This is a genomic window from Phycisphaerales bacterium AB-hyl4 (assembly GCA_041821185.1).
Classification (GTDB): Bacteria; Planctomycetota; Phycisphaerae; order Phycisphaerales; family Phycisphaeraceae; genus Natronomicrosphaera; species Natronomicrosphaera hydrolytica.
Genome location: JBGUBD010000003.1, coordinates 93,739 through 110,671, shown reverse-complemented (window position 1 = coordinate 110,671; position 16,933 = coordinate 93,739). Strand labels below are relative to the sequence as shown.

12 protein-coding genes are annotated in these 16,933 nt (G+C 63.2%); 4 read left to right on the top strand and 8 right to left on the bottom strand.

What is annotated here, in order from left to right; genetic code table 11:
- Nucleotides 1-95: 95 nt before the first annotated feature.
- Both ACERK3_05125 and ACERK3_05120 read right to left on the bottom strand, forming a co-directional pair.
- Nucleotides 96-1,514, bottom strand: a complete 1,419-nt coding sequence (locus ACERK3_05125; protein ID MFA9477673.1) for a hypothetical protein — start codon at nucleotides 1,512-1,514, stop codon at nucleotides 96-98.
- Nucleotides 1,498-1,791 (bottom strand): acyl carrier protein, encoded by a 294-nt coding sequence (locus ACERK3_05120; protein MFA9477672.1) that lies wholly within the window; start codon nucleotides 1,789-1,791, stop codon nucleotides 1,498-1,500. Before ACERK3_05120 ends, ACERK3_05125 begins: the two co-directional genes overlap by 17 nt.
- 210 nt (nucleotides 1,792-2,001) lie before the next feature.
- Between ACERK3_05120 and ACERK3_05115 the strand changes: the two genes are divergently transcribed.
- Both ACERK3_05115 and astB read left to right on the top strand, forming a co-directional pair.
- Nucleotides 2,002-2,676 carry an acyloxyacyl hydrolase gene (locus tag ACERK3_05115; protein MFA9477671.1) on the top strand — a complete coding sequence of 225 codons (675 nt, stop codon included), beginning with the start codon at nucleotides 2,002-2,004 and terminating at the stop codon, nucleotides 2,674-2,676.
- A gap of 175 nt (nucleotides 2,677-2,851) precedes the next feature.
- Complete coding sequence (gene astB / locus ACERK3_05110) at nucleotides 2,852-4,201, top strand: N-succinylarginine dihydrolase (GenBank protein ID MFA9477670.1); 1,350 nt, start codon at nucleotides 2,852-2,854, stop codon at nucleotides 4,199-4,201.
- Between the two features lie 72 nt (nucleotides 4,202-4,273).
- On the opposite strand, the gene ACERK3_05105 is transcribed toward astB, so the two are convergent.
- The 6 genes from ACERK3_05105 to ACERK3_05080 all read right to left on the bottom strand — a co-directional run bounded on the left by ACERK3_05105 (nucleotide 4,274) and on the right by ACERK3_05080 (nucleotide 16,008).
- Nucleotides 4,274-5,071: a DUF1338 domain-containing protein gene (locus ACERK3_05105; GenBank protein ID MFA9477669.1), complete on the bottom strand. Its 798-nt coding sequence runs from the start codon at nucleotides 5,069-5,071 to the stop codon at nucleotides 4,274-4,276.
- A gap of 58 nt (nucleotides 5,072-5,129) precedes the next feature.
- Nucleotides 5,130-9,074: an ATP-dependent RNA helicase HrpA gene (gene hrpA, locus ACERK3_05100; protein ID MFA9477668.1), complete on the bottom strand. Its 3,945-nt coding sequence runs from the start codon at nucleotides 9,072-9,074 to the stop codon at nucleotides 5,130-5,132.
- A 124-nt stretch (nucleotides 9,075-9,198) separates the two neighbouring features.
- On the bottom strand, nucleotides 9,199-11,181 hold the full coding sequence (gene nagB, locus ACERK3_05095; GenBank protein ID MFA9477667.1) for a glucosamine-6-phosphate deaminase: 1,983 nt from the start codon (nucleotides 11,179-11,181) through the stop codon (nucleotides 9,199-9,201).
- Between the two features lie 252 nt (nucleotides 11,182-11,433).
- Nucleotides 11,434-14,934 carry a carbamoyl-phosphate synthase large subunit gene (gene carB, locus ACERK3_05090; GenBank protein MFA9477666.1) on the bottom strand — a complete coding sequence of 1,167 codons (3,501 nt, stop codon included), beginning with the start codon at nucleotides 14,932-14,934 and terminating at the stop codon, nucleotides 11,434-11,436.
- 168 nt (nucleotides 14,935-15,102) lie between these two features.
- Nucleotides 15,103-15,408, bottom strand: a complete 306-nt coding sequence (locus ACERK3_05085) for a hypothetical protein (protein ID MFA9477665.1) — start codon at nucleotides 15,406-15,408, stop codon at nucleotides 15,103-15,105.
- A 114-nt stretch (nucleotides 15,409-15,522) separates the two neighbouring features.
- On the bottom strand, nucleotides 15,523-16,008 hold the full coding sequence (locus ACERK3_05080) for a metallophosphoesterase (protein MFA9477664.1): 486 nt from the start codon (nucleotides 16,006-16,008) through the stop codon (nucleotides 15,523-15,525).
- 62 nt (nucleotides 16,009-16,070) lie between these two features.
- Between ACERK3_05080 and ACERK3_05075 the strand changes: the two genes are divergently transcribed.
- Both ACERK3_05075 and ACERK3_05070 read left to right on the top strand, forming a co-directional pair.
- A complete protein-coding gene (locus ACERK3_05075) occupies nucleotides 16,071-16,379 on the top strand; it encodes a hypothetical protein (protein ID MFA9477663.1) in 309 nt (102 codons plus the stop codon).
- Between the two features lie 187 nt (nucleotides 16,380-16,566).
- On the top strand, nucleotides 16,567-16,758 hold the full coding sequence (locus ACERK3_05070) for a hypothetical protein (GenBank protein MFA9477662.1): 192 nt from the start codon (nucleotides 16,567-16,569) through the stop codon (nucleotides 16,756-16,758).
- Nucleotides 16,759-16,933 lie beyond the last annotated feature (175 nt).

Genomic DNA, 16,933 nt, shown 5'->3' with positions numbered 1-16,933 from the left:
TTTCTTCCCTCCTCAAACCACAAAAGTCAAAACCAGTAACCAGAAACCAGAAACTAGAAACTAGAAACTAGAAACTAGAAACTAGAAACTAGAAACTAGAAACTAGAAACCGATTCAATCACCACCCGCCGTTCCACCTCAACCGCCTCCCCCACCAAATCCGCCACGAACTGTTCCACCATTGCCCCCCGCTCCGCCGCGTCGATCACATCACCTCGCCACGAAAGCGTCACATCCATCTCATCCCCCCACTCGCTGACAAACAGCCCCGTGCCCGGCGGCGTGCACACCGTCGGCAGGTGATAGCCATGCAACACCTTCGCACCCGCAAGCTCAACCAGCTGCGGCGCAAACGCCCCCGTATGCGAATGAAAAAACGACGCCACCTCGCCCCGCGCCTGCCAACGCAAAAACGCCATGTACAACCGCGGCGGCAGCCGACGCATCGCGTTCTGCACCGTCGAAAACGCCTGGTCCAACCGATGCCGCATCATCTCGCCAAACTGCGCCTGCACCGCCCGCGTCGCAACCGCCACCGTCTCCAGATCGCTCTGCTCCAACCGCACGAAAAACATCGACAAATGATTCTGAAACATCGGCCCCCTCCCACCCTTCGGCCGAGTCTGCACCGGCATCGTCACCACCTGCGGCTGCTCCAACCCACGCCCCCGAAACACCCGATCATGAGCCCGCGCCGCGCACGCCAGATAAAACGGCGCAGGCATCAACGGACTCGCAAGCTCACCCGCCCGCTCGCGCACGCGACCCGACGCCGCCGCCCCCAACGTCACCACCTCAAAGTTCGCCGCACCCGCTCGCGCCTCGCCGCGCCCCAAGCTCGTGAACGGCGTGCTCATCAACCCACGAAAATGCCGCAAAAACGCAATCCGCCGTTCCCGCCGCTGCACCACGCTCAACTTCACCGGCGATGCACTCGCCAGCGTCGCCGGCATCGGATCATCCACTTGCCCCGTCGCGAACCGCGCAAGCTCCGTCAGCAACAACTCCACACCCTTCCCATCCAACAGCAGATGCGACCACGTCACCACCACCGTCGCCCCGCCCCCCGCACACTGCACCACATCCAGCCGAACGTTCGGCAGCGCATCCTCACGCCCACCCGCCTCCGATCGCAAGTTCAACCGACGCACGCACAACGCCGCCACCGACGCCACCTCCCGCGCCCCATCCAGCCCCAACACGCCCGGCTCATGCCACAACTCCACCACCGGCACCGCCTCGGCATACACCTCATCCGGCACTTCCCATCGCGGCACCCGCCCCGGCAACCCCCGCCTCAACCGCCCCAGCACCAGCGGATACGCGCGCACGAATCGCTGCCACGCCACGCGCAACGCCGGCATCTCCGGCACACGATCCAACTCAATCAAAGTCCCCCCGTAATGCCCGCCCTGACCTGAGCGGCGCATCATCGCATCCATCGCGAGCATGAACCCATCACACGCAAGAATCGGCAACCGACGCGGCGATCCACCCTCACTCGCCATCGCCAACCGACCCCTCCCCCGCCGCCTGCTCGCCCAATCGCACCCGCAACAGCTTCGCGATATCGGTGGGCCGACCGAAGTGCTCCGTCGTCAAATCCGACGCAGGCAACATCACCCCATACCGCTGCTCAATCAACAGCAACAATTGCATCATCGCCATCGAATCCAGCCCCGCGGCAAACAGGTCCGACTCCGCATGCAACGGCTCGCTCGTCTCCAGCACCTGCGACTGGATCAACTCCGTCAACTCGCCCGCAAGCATTTCCTGGTCCGGTATCGTCATCCGCGCGATTGTAGCAACTCCGTCGGTCCGTCCCATCACCCCTGTCACCCTCACCATCGCCACCACCCCACCAAATTTAACCACCTTCCGCTCCCCCTCCGCTTTTGCCCTATCCTTCTTCTCGCTACACTGCCCCTCTTAACGCTTCACCGAGGGGCTCCGGGGGGCCACACGACCCCTACCCTACTTTCCATTAACGAGGTTGAACGGATGCAACGTATCGCTCTTCACGCATGGATCGCCATCGCCGCGCTCGCCATCGCCACATTCTCGCAGTCGGCCGACGCCTGCGAGTCCTGCAACAACTACCAGCTCTCACTCGCCGTCCAGCACGACGACCTCGACCACGCCGCCCGCGAGGCTCGGCACGAACAACGCCCCGCCCCCTTCACCGAAGGCTCGTGGACCCTCGACGCCGTCGGCTTCGCCACCTCCGACGTCAGCCCCGGCGCCAACGCAGACATCTACGGCACCGCCATCGGCGGCAGCTACTACTTCGCCGACGCACTCGCCATACGGCTCGAAACCATCGGACTCGCTTCATACCAGTCCGGCGACGACGCCTACGGCGGCGGGCTCGGCCTACACGGCCGATGGCACTTCCTCCAACGACAAAACTTCACGCTCTTCTTTGAAGGCGGCGGCGGCATGATCTACACCAACGTCAGCCTCCCCGACGGCGACCGCGCCCGTAACCGCGACGGCACACACTTCAACTTCACCGCAACCATGATCCTCGGACTCACCTACCAGCTCACCGAAAACCTCCACCTCAACACCGGCCTCCGATACATCCACATCTCCAACGCGCGACGCAACGGCAAAAAACGAAACCCCGCCACCGAAGCCGTAGGCGGACAACTCGGCCTCACCTGGTCCTTTTAAAACGAATCGCACATAAATCGCGCCCACCCTGAGAAGCCCACGGCTTAAAGCCGTGGGTCCCCCCTCACACCCCCACCACCCCAAACACCCTATACCGCCCCCCGCGCCACCACGCGGGGGGCTTATACTATCCCTCGTAACACGCCCCCACTAACGCACCCCATCACCACCGCCCATGCCCACCCGCGAAGTCAACTACGACGGCATCGTCGGACCGACCCACCACTATGGCGGACTCGCGCCCGGCAACCTCGCCTCACAACGACACGCACATCAAACCTCCAACCCACGCGACGCCGCACTCGAAGGCCTCGCCAAAATGAAACGCGTCCACGACCTCGGCATCCCCCAGGCCGTCCTCCCCCCACACGACCGCCCCGCCATCCACATCCTCCGCTCACTCGGCTTCCTCGGCGACGACGCCGCCGTCCTCGCCAAAGCCCGCCGCGAAGACCCCACCCTCCTCGCCGCCACCGCCAGCGCCTCGCCCATGTGGGCCGCCAACGCCGCCACCATCTCCCCCAGCGCCGACACCGCCGACCGCCGCATCCACATCACCCCCGCCAACCTCCTCCACGCCTTCCACCGCTCACTCGAACCCGACACCACCGCCACTCTGCTGCGAAAGCTCCTCCCCGACGAATCGCACTTCGCGCACCACCCTCCGCTGCCCCCTCACGCCCGCTATGCCGACGAAGGGGCCGCCAACCACATGCGCCTCGCCCCCGCCCACGATCAGCCCGGCCTCGAACTGTTCGTCTTCGGCCGAGCCTGCGACGACCCCATCGAACGCCAGCCCCGCCGACACCCCGCACGCCAATCGCAGCAGGCATCCCAGGCCATCGCCCGACGCCATCAACTCGCCCCCAACCGCGCCCTGCTGCTGCGCCAAAACCCCGACGCCATCGACGCCGGCGCGTTTCACAACGACGTCGTCGCCGTCAGCCACGAAAATGTATTGCTACATCACGAACGCGCCTTCGCTGAGACTGCCCTCGTCAGCGAACGCATCCGCGATGCCTACCGCGATCTCACAGGCAACGCCCCCGTCCGCATTGAGATCCTCCAGGACGAACTGCCCCTCGCCGCCGCCGTCGACAGCTACCTGTTCAACAGCCAGTTGCTCACCCGTCCCGACGGCAGCATCGTGCTCCTCGCGCCGATCGAATGTCACGAAGGCAACCGCGTGCGAGCGTGCATCGATCGCATCATCGCCGACGCAGCCAACCCAATCGCGGCCGTGCAATATGCAAACGTGCGTCAAAGCATGCACAACGGCGGCGGCCCCGCCTGCCTCCGCCTCCGCATTGTGATGACCGAAGCCGAGTACGCCGCCGCCCACCCTCACGTCATGTTCACCGCTTCGCTTTACGAACAGCTCACCACCTGGGTCGAGCACCACTACCGCGATCACCTCACCGCCGACGACCTCGCCGACCCCGCCCTCCTGCGCGAATCACGCGACGCCCTCGACGCCCTCACCCGCCTGCTCCATCTGGGCAACATCTACCCCTTCCAGCAATAAGCAAAACCCCGTCTCTTCCCCTCCCAACCAGAAACGAGAAACCCCAAACCAGAAACCCCGATTCCCCTCAACTCACTGCCGATCCGTACTCTGAAAAATCTTATCCGCCGACTTCGCCACAAACCCGTTGAACAGTTGCCCGTCCGCCTTCGCATACCGCCGCGCGAACTCGTAGTAGCAGCCTGGCACTTTCTGTTCCCCGTCGCTGAACGTCACCGTCACCGGCTCCGCCCGCGTTGACGACTGCTCCAGCAGCACCTCCGCCGAGCCCTTGATCTCACCACCCGCATCGTTGAGCTTGAACCCCTGCGTCTTGAGAAATTCGTTCAACTGTTCCAGGCTTTCAAACGTGTCCAGCGCGTTGACGAAAACCGTAAAGTGATTCGCACGAAACCCCATCGCCGCCAGCCAGCCCGCATACTCACTCTCCTCCGCCAGCGACTGGTACTGCTCGTAACTCAAATCCCATAGCCGACCCGCGACCGGAAAGTCCCACGCCTCCGTTCGGTCCACCGGCACCTGATCCACCAACTGCTTCACAGATCGGCGGAGCTCTTCGCTGAACCCCTCGGTCTTCAGCTCACTGATAAACACCCGCGGCCGATTCGCGTCCGGGTGCTCATAATGACGAGCGAACAGTTTTTTCTCGGGAAAGGTATAGCTGTCCGCCGGCGTATAGCCGTGCGCTTCAAACGCCGTCGCGAGCACGTTGATGCCAATCCGCGGATCGTCAAACGTGCGGAAAGCGATGTGGTCGTTCACCACTGTCTCCCCGCGCTCGCGCAGCAGGTTGCGTACACGCTGGGCGTGCGGGTTCAAATGCGTATAGTCGTCCCACAGTCGGCTAAGCAGATCATCGAGTGTCGGCATGGCTTTCTCCTTTTCGCGATTGTAGCGCGGCACAATCGCCAAAGCCGCTGCCGCCGCCTCACCCGCGAACTTTCTGCCACTGCTTCTCCAGTCGCTGCGGCGAGACCGAGATCGCCGTGCCAAGCTCCTGCGCATACAGCGACACGCGAAACTCCTCCAGCATCCACCGATACGCCGCCAGCTCCGGATCGAACACCCCCCGCTCGGCATGCTCCGCCGACTTCTGCCGATACCGCTGCCAGTACGGCCCGAACCCGGCCTGCAATCGCTGATCACGCTCCACGCCGCCGTTGCTCAGCTTCTGCAACCGCGACGTGATCGCCGCCAGGTATCGCGGATAGCTCGCCAACCACTCCCAAGGCGTACGCGTCAAAAACCCCTCGCCCGTCAGCAACCCCAATTGCGACCGCACGTCCGCCACCGCATACTGCCACGACGCATTCGCCGCCCGCTCCAGCAGCAGCGTCACATGGTGATAGTGCGCGAACAACTGCCCGACCTGTCGGCCCACCTGCTGCGTCACGTTCCCCATCTGATTCCACCCCACCTCAAGCTGCGCATCAAACGCGGCCCGCGTGCGGATGCGCGGGTTGTCACCGAGAAACGCCCGGTCGACAATCAACTCCGCCAACTGCCGCTTAAGTGTTTTGATATCCATCAACGTCGCCGCATGCAGCTGCATCTTGGCCAGCTCCGGCAAATGCTCCACCCGATACGCCACCTCCGGCTTCACCTGCAGGTAAAACAGCCGACGCAGGCCAAGGCGCGTTTCATGCCTCGCACGCTCCGCCGTGTCGAGCACGCGCACCGCCACGCTCTCACCTTCGTCCACCACCGCCGGGTGGCCTGTCATCGTCATGCCCCCCGCCCGCGCGACATCAACCTGCTTCGGCAGCTCATCAAAGTCCCAGTTCGTAAGCCCCGTGCGCGTCAGGCCGTCATCGCCCATCCCCGCGAACCGCTCCGTCGCCGCCGCGCCAAGCTCATGCCGCAACGCCTGCAAATCGCGCCCCTCCGCCAACGTCTTTCCCGCCTCGTCCAGCGCTCGCACGTTCACCCGCAGATGCGTCGGCAGCGTCTCCGGCTTGAACTCACGCACCGGCACCGTCACCCCCGTCAACCGCCCCAACGCGTCCGCTACCGCTTCCATCAACGAACCTTCACCGAAGCGGATCACCTTCAACACCTCGGCCGTGTAGTCCGGCGCGGGCACGAAGTTCCGCCGCAGCGACTTCGGCAGCGAGCGAATCAGCGCTAGCACCTTCTCGCGCAACAGCCCTGGCACCGCCCAATCGAGCTGCCGTTCATCCAACTGATTGAGCACCTCCAGCGGCGCCGCCAGTGTCACCCCGTCATCTTCCTCGCCCGGCTTCAGCTGATACGCCAACGGCAACGCCGCCCCGCCAACCTCCAACCGATCCGGGTACGCATCGGCCGTCACATCCTGCGCGTCGCCCGCGAGCAGATCGCGCTCCGACATGTAAAGCAACTTGGGGTCATCCCGCTCCGCCTGTTTCCGCCACTTCTCAAACTGCGGCAGGTTCGTCACATTCGTCGGCAGCCGCGCATCGTAAAACGCGAACCTCGCCTGCTCGTCCACCAGCAGATCCCGCCGCCGCGCCTTGGCTTCAAGCTGTTCCACCTCGGCTGCCAATTGCTGATTATGCCGAAAAAACGGGGCTTCCAGATGACAATCGCCCTCCACCAACGCGTGATGAATAAACAGTTCGCGCGACTTCACCGTGTCGATCGGCCCGTAGTGCACCTTCCGCCGGGGCACGATCGTCAGCCCCATCAACGACACTTTCTCATACGCCCCGACATGTCCCTGCTTCGGCTGCCAGTGCGGTTCGCTGTAAGACCGACTCAACAACTCCCCCGCGATCGGCTCGATCCAGTCCGGGTTGATCCGCGCCGCCGTCCGCGCGAAGAGTTGGCTGGTCTCGATGAGCTCCGCCGCCATCACCCACTTGGGCTTCTTCTTGAACAGCCCCGAGCCCGGCCAGAGGTACAACTTCTTCCCACCCGTCCCCGCATATTCAAAGCCCTTGCTCAACACCGCCACATGCGACAGCAGCCCGCTCAACAACGCCCGGTGCAGCGCGTCGTAATCGTCCCGCCGATCGCGCACCTTCAAGCCCGCCTCACGCGCCAGGTCGCGCAACTGCCGATGCACATCCACCCATTCACGCATGCGGTTATGCGAAAGGTAATTCTCCTGACATGCCAACCGCAGCCTGTTATGCGAAAGCTTGCGCTTGAGCTCATGATAAAAATCCCACACCTTGAGATAGCTCATGAAGTCCGAATGCTCGTCGGCGAATCGCGCGTGTGCCTCGTCCGCACGCTGCTGCTGGTCCGGCGGACGCAGCCTCGGCTCCTGCACCTCCAGCGCCGCCGCGATCACCAGCACCTCCGCCAGACAGTTCTCCTTCTCACCCGCCATCACCATCCGCCCGATGCGCGGGTCCACCGGCAGCTTCGCCAGCGTTCGGCCGACCGGCGTCAGCTTCTCCTGCTCATCAATCGCACCCAGTTCATGCAGCGTGCGATACCCCGCCCGGATCATCGCCGACTTCGGCGGATCAATAAACGCAAACGACTCGATCCGCCCCATCCCCATCGCCATCATCTGCAAAATCACCGCTGCCAGATTCGTCCGCAGAATCTCAGGCGGCGTAAACGCCTCCCTCGCCTCATAGTCATCCTCCCCATAAAGCCGAATGCAGATGCCCGGCGACGTCCGGCCACAACGCCCCTTCCGCTGGTCCGCCGACGCCTGTGACACCGGCTCGATCGGCAGCCGCTGCACCCCCGCCCGCGCGGAAAACCGGCTGATTCGCGCCACGCCCGTGTCAATCACATGTCGAATGCCCGGCACGGTCAGCGACGTCTCCGCCACGTTCGTCGCAAGGATCACCCGCCGACCACCATGCGGCTTGAAGATGCGGTTCTGCTCCGCCGGCGACAGCCGGGCGTACAACGGCAACACCTCCAACCCACCCTGCCCGCCGGCACCCCCGCTCGGCAACCGCTTACGCAGCGACTTGGCCGTCTCCCGAATGTCGCGCTCCGTCGGCAGAAACACAAGCACATCACCCGGGTCAGCTCGCATCAACTCATCCAGCGCGTCGGCAATGCCGTCGACCGTGTCGCGGTCTTCGACTTCAACGTCCTCCGTCGCCAACGGCCGATAGCGCACCTCCACCGGATACGTCCGCCCCGACACTTCAATCACCGGCGGCCGAACCCCCGCCTCGCCGCCACGCCCCGCCGACGCGAAATGCTCCGCAAAACGCTGCGGGTCGATCGTCGCCGACGTGATAATGATCTTCAGGTCCGGCCGACGCGGTTGCAGCTCGCGCAGATAACCCAGCAGAAAGTCGATGTTCAACGACCGCTCGTGCGCCTCATCAATGATCAACGTGTCATACGCATCGAGATATCGATCACCCTGCGTCTCGGCGAGCAAGATGCCATCGGTCATCAGCTTGATGTAGCCGTTGGGCGAAGTGGTGTCGTTAAACCGCACCTTGTAGCCGACATGCTCGCCCATCGGCGAGTTCAACTCGTCCGCCACGCGCGACGCCAGCGACCGCGCCGCGAGTCGCCGCGGCTGCGTATGCCCGATCAACCCGTGCACCCCGCGCCCGATGTCGAGGCAGAGCTTAGGCAACTGCGTGCTCTTGCCCGAGCCGGTCGCGCCGCAGACGATGACCACCTGGTGCTCGCGAATCGCAGCGGCAATCTCCTCCCGCGCCGCCACGATCGGCAGCGTTTCGTCGTAACTGACGCTCGGCCGACCTTCGCGACGCGCCCGCGCCATCTGCACCGACTGCTCCACCGCCTCGCGTACGCGAGCGAGGCCGTCGTCGGCCGAGTCACCGGCGCGCCCCGCGCGCAGCCGATCGCTCGCCCGGCGCAGCTGCTGCCGCAAGCGATGGCGGTCACGCACCATCGCCTCGTTCAACCGGGCCTGTAACTCGTCGATGGTCGGGTGCAAGACAGCAAGTTTACCCACGACGATCGTGCATGGCGAGATGGCCCCGCGCCACCAAAGTAAAAGCCCACACCCTCAGGGTGTGGGCTTCGATAAGGCATCACATGATCACTCAATCACCCCAACATCAAACGCTCGCCGACGCCGTGCCCGCGGCTGCGGCCTTGGCGGGCTCGTCCGTCGGATGCCAGCGGACGAAGCCTTCGATCGCTTCGTACTCAGCCAGGCCGAGCTGGTCGTACAACTTCGCGGTCGCCATGTTCCGGTCCTCCGCTCGCTGCCAGAACTCGCGCGGATCGATGCCGGGGAACAGCGCCTTGTCCTTCTGCGACTCGTGCTTGAAGATCGCCGTCCGCTTGCGCAGCATCTCCTGCGGGCTCAGCGGCACTGCCATCTCGATCTTCTCCGGCTCCCACTCCTGCCACGCCCCGCGATACAGCCAGACCTCGCACTGCTTCGCCCACGACTCACTGCTCGCCCGACGGACGGCTTCCATCACGGCGTTCAGGCAAGTGCGGTGCGTACCATGCGGGTCCGACAGATCGCCTGCCGCGTAAACCTGATGCGGCTTGATCCGGTTCAGCAGATCGAGCGTCAGCTTGATGTCATCTTCGCCCAACGGCTTCTTGCGAACCTTACCCGTTTCGTAGAACGGCAGGTCCATGAAGTGCAGGTTCTCAATCGGAACCCCACACGATCGGCCGGCGGCACGCGCCTCGCCGCGACGGATCAGCCCCTTCAGCCGCTGCACTTCGTTCGAGTCTACGTGGCCGGGCTTCTTGTTCTTCAGCGCCGTTTCGACGTGCTGCTCCAGTTCCGTGGAGCGCTTGTGGTCGATGCCGAACATCTCATTGAACTCGGCGGCAAAGTCAGCGAAGCGGATCGCGTCATCATCGAACACTGCAATGTTGCCCGACGTCTGATACGCCACGTGCACCTCATGCCCCTGATCGACAAGGCGGATGAGCGTGCCGCCCATCGAGATCACATCGTCGTCCGGATGTGGCGAGAAGATGAGCACGCGCTTGGGGTAGACGTCGTCCGCCGGTCGAAGCACGTCGCCAGGCTCGCGCGCGTCGCGCGGCTTGCCGCCGGGCCAGCCGGTAATGGTCTGCTGGAGTGTGCGGAAGACCTGGCGGTTAATGTCGTACGCCGGGCCGTGCTCAGCGATGAGCTCCTGCAAGCCGTGTTCGTTGTAGTCCTCGTCCGTGAGTTTGAGCACGGGCTTGTCGATGTCGCGTGCCAGCCAGATGACCGCCTGGCGAATGCGGGCGTCCGTCCAGTGCACCGGGCCAAGCAGCCACGGCCGCTTGAAGCGCGTCAGCTCCGCGGCGGCGGCTTCGTCAAGCCAGAACTCGGCCTGCGGATGTTCCTGCAGATAACTGGCAGGCAGGTTGGCCGAAATTTCACCTTCCACCGCGCGGGCGATGACCGGGGCCTTGCCTTCGCCGAACGCCATGAGGATGACGCGCTTGGCGGTGAAGATCGAGCCCACGCCCATCGTGATCGCCCGGCTGGGCACGTGTTCATAGCCGAAGAAATCACTCGCCGCGTCGAGGCGGGTCAGCTTGTCCAGCCAGATGAGGCGGGTCGGGCTGTCCTTAGGCGAGCCCGGCTCGTTGAAGCCGATGTGCCCCGTTCGCCCGATGCCGAGCAGTTGCAGATCCAGCCCGCCGGCCTCCTCGATCTTCCGCTCGTAGTCGGCGCAATACTGGGCAACCTCGTCCGCCGGCAGCGTGCCGTCGGGAATGTGCACGTTGGCCGGGTCGATGTCGACGTGGTCAAACAGGTGCTCCTGCATGAACCGCCGATAGCTCTGCAACGCTTCGGGCTGCATGGGAAAATATTCGTCAAGGTTGAACGTGACGACGTTCTTGAACGAAAGCCCCTCTTCGCGATGCAGGCGGATCAGTTCGTCATATACGCCCACCGGCGTCGAGCCGGTCGCCAGCCCGAGCACACAGGGCTTGCCCGTCTCGGCCCGCTCGCGAATCAGCTTGGCGATCGTGCCCGCCACGGCCCGGTTGACCTCCGCAGGTTGAGCATAAACATGCGCCGTCACGCGTTCACGTTGGCGGGTCGGGTCATAAGTCGACAGGGATCTGGGCATCACGGCCTCCACAAAAGCAAGAGGAGCAGCGGCGGGTGGGTTGGTCGAATCAACGACATAATAACGCGCCGGTTAATAATGAGCAAGCAGCAACCCCAACTCAAAGCGCAACCGCGAACCCACCCCAATACTGGATGTACGCCTCCCCCTTAAAGCCCACGGATATAGCGCAGCGAATCCGTGGGTTTCCCACCAGAAACCACAAACCCAAAACCAGAAACCAGCCTCCCCCCCAACCCCATCTACCGACAATCACCCCGGAACGGCAGCGGGCTTGGGAGCGTCCTCGGTCAGTGTGGGGAAGTAGTCCTGCAATGCGCGGACCTGCCACTGGCCGCTGCGCAGGGCGTCGATCGCCTGCACCGCCGCGGCCGCGCCGGTGACGGTCGTGATCATCGGTACGTTGAAACGCACCGCCGTCGCGCGAAGCTTGCCTTCGTCGGTCTTCAGCCCCTTGCGTGTGGGCGTGTTGATGATCAACGCCAGTTCGCCGTTCTTGATCAGGTCCACCGCGTTGGGCCGACCTTCGCTGATCTTCTGCAGGCGGGTGGTGACGATGCCGTGCTCGTTGAGCAGGCGATGCGTACCGCCGGTGGTGAGCACGTCGAAGCCCATCGCGACAAGCTTCTTCGCGATCGGCAGCACCGCCGGCTTATCACTCTCTCGCACGGACAGAAAGACCTTGCCTTCCTGCGGCAGCTTCACGCCGGCGGACATCTGGCTCTTGGCGAACGCGATGGGGAACGTCGGGTCGGCGCCCATGCACTCGCCCGTTGATCGCATCTCCGGGCCGAGGATCACGTCCACGCCGGGGAACTTCGCGAACGGGAAGACCGACTCTTTCACCGACGTATGCTTCGGCGTAACCTCTTCCGTCACGCCCAACTCGGTGAGCTGCTTTTCGATCATCACCTTCGCCGCGAGGCGGGCCCACGGCATGCCGGTCGCCTTGCTGACAAACGGCACGGTCCGCGACGCGCGCGGGTTGACTTCGAGCACGAACACTTCGTGTTTGCCGTTGGTCTTGCGGATGGCCCATTGCACGTTCATCAGGCCGTGCACCTTGAGGGCCGCAGCAAGCTTGCGTGACTGCTCCTTAAGCTGCTCAACCATCGCCGGCGGCAGCGAGTGTGGCGGAATCGCGCAGGCGGAGTCGCCCGAGTGAATGCCAGCCTCCTCGATATGTTCCATCACGCCGCAGACCAGCGCGGTGTTGCCGTCAGCAGAACCCGCGCGCCCATAGTCCGCCACCACGTCGACGTCGCATTCAATCGCGTCCGCGAGAAAATCGTCCACCAGGATCGGCTGATTCTCCAGATCACTCGCGCCCAGCGCGATCTGCATGTAGTGGCGAAGCTGGTCTTCGTCGAACACCGTCTCCATCGCCCGGCCGCCAAGCACGAAGCTCGGCCGAACGAGCACGGGGTACGCGATCTGCTCGGCCACCTTGACCGCTTCGTCCGCATTGAAGGCGATGCCGTGCTCCGGCTGCTCGATACCGAGCTTGCCGATGAGCTTGCCGAAGCGTTCGCGGTCTTCGGCAAGGTCGATCGAGTCGACACTCGTGCCGATGATCGGCACGCCCGCCTGCTCCAGCCCATGCGCGAGGTTCAACGGCGTCTGTCCGCCGAACTGCACGATCACGCCATGCAGGTTGCCCGGCTCGCCAAGCGGCGCACCGTTGAGCCGTTCGCAGATGTTCAGCACATCTTCAAGCGTCAACGGCTCGAAGAACAGCAGGTCGCTGGTGTCATAATCCGTCGACACGGTCTCCGGGTTGGAGTTGACCATGACCGACTCGTAGCCGAGTTCGTTCGCAGCGAAGGCGGCCTGCACACAGCAGTAATCAAACTCAATGCCCTGCCCGATCCGGTTGGGCCCGCCGCCGAGGATGATGACCTTCTTCTTGTCAGTGACCCGAATCTCATCATCAGCACTTAAAGCCCAGCCATGGCCATGGCTGGGCTTTGCCCCACCCGACTTTGCCTGCCCCGACTCCCCCCCACCATTCATCGTCCGAATCGGCCGTTCATACGTCGAATAATAGTAAGGCGTCGCCGCCTCAAACTCCGCCGCACACGTATCCACCAGCTTGTAAACCGGCTTCACGTCCAGTTCCAGTCGGCGGGCACGGACCTTGAGTATGTTGTTCGTCGTGATCGCGCCGAAGTAAAGGTTCGCAAGCTGCATGTCCGAGTAGCCATACTGCTTGGCCTTGAACAGTACATCCTGCGGCACGTCTTCGAGCTTTTCATATCGCGTGAGCACGTCTTCAAAGTCGACCAACTGCTTGATCTGATCGAGGAACCACGGGTCGATGTGCGTGTGGTCGTGTACGTGCTCGATGCTCCAGCCCATCTTGAACGCGTAGCGGACGTAATACATTCGACCCTGCGATGGCTGAATCAGCTTACGACGGAGCTTGCCGTGATCGATCGGCCACTCCACCCGCGAACCGTCCGCATTCTTCTTGTCCCGCTTGGCATTCAGCCACTTGTCATTCGCATCCAGGCCAAGCCCGAACCGCTTGACCTCCATCGAACGGATGCCCTTTTGCAATGACTCTTTGAACGTGCGCCCGATGCTCATCGCTTCGCCAACCGACTTCATCTGCGTCGTCAGCGTTTCGTCCGCTTCGGGGAATTTTTCAAACGTCCATCGCGGAATCTTCGTCACCACATAGTCGATCGTCGGCTCAAAGCACGCGACCGTCTTGCCCGTGATGTCGTTCGGCAGCTCCCACAGCGTATAGCCCACCGCCAGCTTCGCCGCGATCTTCGCGATCGCAAAGCCGGTCGCTTTCGACGCCAGCGCCGACGAACGCGACACGCGCGGGTTCATTTCGACCACGACCATCTCCCCGTCAGCCGGGTTGATCGCGAACTGAATATTGCACCCGCCGGTCTCGACGCCCACGGCGCGGATGATCGCCTGCGAAGCATCGCGCATCCGCTGATACTCTTTATCCGTCAGCGTCTGGGCCGGCGCGACCGTGATCGAATCGCCGGTGTGCACGCCCATCGCGTCGATGTTTTCAATCGAGCAGATGATGACGACGTTGTCGTCGTGGTCGCGCATGACTTCAAGTTCGTATTCCTTCCAGCCGATGAGCGACCGGTCGATGAGCACCTGCTTGGTCATCGACGCGTCGAGGCCGCGTCGGACGATGTCTTCGAACTCTTCGCGGTTGTAGGCAATGCCGCCGCCCGTGCCGCCGAGAGTGAAAGCCGGCCGAATGATCGCGGGCAGGCCCGTACGTTCGAGGACATCGTTGGCCTCAGCCATGGTGTTGGCCGTGCCCGCCGCGGGCATGGCGAGGCCGATGCCTTCGACGATATCCTTGAAAGCCTTGCGGTCTTCCGCGCGATAGATGACCTCGCGGGTCGCGCCGATCATTTCAATGCCGAACTTTTCAAGCGTCCCGTCGTCGTACATCTGGCAGGCGCAGTTCAGCGCGGTCTGTCCGCCGAGCGTGGGCAGCAGCGCGTCAATGTGGTACTGGCCGTTCTGCTCTTTTTCGATGATCTTCGTGACCGCCTCGGGCGTGATCGGCTCGATGTACGTGCGGTCGGAAAACTCCGGATCGGTCATGATCGTGGCCGGGTTGGAGTTGACGAGCACGACCTGGTAGCCCTCCTCGCGGAGTGCTTTGCAGGCCTGCGTGCCGGAGTAGTCGAACTCACAACCCTGGCCGATGACGATCGGGCCCGAGCCGATAATGAGGATGGTCTTGATGTCGTGACGTTTAGGCATGGTGTTATCGCGCTGGAAAGCGGTGAATGCGGCGGTTCTGGCTTCGCTGGGGCGATGGCCTTGGGTTGAAATTGTAACGTGGCCGAGCGGCGGTGAGGCCCGGCGCGGCGCAAAGTTGGGACAGTTTACTGCAATGGAGCGGGTTACGCGATTCGGCCAGACCGCGGCTCAAGTCGGCAATTCCCCCGTCTCCAAAGAAGCCGAGCGAACAATACGGTAGCCACATTCCGGACAATCCACCCGACTGCCAATTTCCATCAGGCTGTACCCGCATCGCAGACATCGCCCCGCCTGCACTCGCTTGCGATACCACCTTTCCATCCACAGCCACCACAACCAGCCGACCAGCAAGCCAACGGGCATAAAAATGACCAGATTGATGAAAAACCAGCGAAAGCCATAGGCGACAAGCTGGGCACCTTCCAACTGCTCGGCGTGCCCCTGACTGACCACTCTAATCTGAGATGCCGTCATGGCGAACGCCACGAGCAGCCCCCAGCACAAAGCCCATACAATCAGGACAAATCGCTGACCTCGCCTGCGCGTTCGATCCCAACGTGAAAGATCTCGCACAGGTTCCCCCTCTGCCTACTCGTGGATTTCCACAATCTCGGCCTGCATCGTCGCGAGGTCCAGCAGGGCGACGGTGCAGCGGTCGTTGACCCAGCCGCAGCATTCGCCGGGGTTCAGGTACAGCTTGCCGTCCTTGGTTTCGTTGACCACTTCGTGCGTGTGGCCGGTGATGATCACGTCCGCCCCGGCGATGTCGGCGGGCTTCAGCCAGTCGATGAAATGCTCCATCACGATCCGCCGACCGGCGAGCTCGACCTTCAGCGGGCCGTCCTGCAACTGCGGGAGCACACCCTTGAGCCCCTTGCGTTCGCCATCGTTATTGCCGTAGACCACATGGACCGGCACCTTCACCGCAGCGGGGGCGATGAGCTTGGCTGCGAAAGGGGCGATGAAGTCCCCTGCGTGAAAGATCGCCTCCACCTGCATCCGCTGGAACAGGCTCATCGCCCTGCGGAACGTGGTCAGACGGTCGTGCGTGTCGCTGATGACGCCGATTTTCATGTCGGCCAGTATCGCCCACCCGCCCGGCCGACACAACCGCCAAGGCGCGTTAACATGGGGGCATGATGCGATCAGGCCTAGCGGAATCGGTCTCCAGGCGGGCGTACTGGATCGGCGTGGGCACGCTGATGGTGCTCATGATCATCCTCTCCGCATGGACAGGCATGTACAGCTTCGAACGGCAGGAAGGCCGCGACGGCCCCGCCATCGAGAACGTCGACCCCGTGCTCCAGATGATGTACACACCGCTGGGCATGGCGATCGTGCTGCTGATTCTCCAGTTCCTTTTCGCCAACGTGCTGTTCTGGCTCGGCGCGTGGCTTTGGTACCTCGCAACGCGGCGCAGCGGCGAAGACACCGCCCCAAGGTAAGTCGCGGCCCGCTGAGGGGGTCGGGAGATTCTGCATTTCATTATTGCGTCCAAGGATGGCGGTGCACTACACTTGTATTCGCCTGGCGGTGACGCGGACCGCGAGGCACTGTATTGGGGGCGACGCAGGACAAGCCTGCTGACTTTCTCCCTCGTTTCAATTATCGCGTTCGGAAGGAATGTAGAGCATGTTTGGAAAGCAACTCTGGAGCATCGTTTTCGCATTGGGCCTGGCATTCGGCGGCGTGAGCCTCGTCGGTTGCGAGCAGGACGCTGGCGACCATCTGGACGACGCCGGCGACAACATCCAGGACGCCGGTGACGACGTCGGCGACGCCTTCGAGCAAGGTGCCGACGATGCCGGCGACGCGTTCGACTAATTCGAGCGCAGCCGGGCGTGATGCCCGGTGAACAATCAGATCAAGCTGTCGCGTCGACCCCGTCGGCCGACCTTTGGCTGTACAACCCCGCAAGCGGTCCCAATCCGCTTGCGGGGTTGTTGCGCGCCTGCATCGCAGCGCGGCACATTCCAAATCGAGGCGACCCAACCCAGCT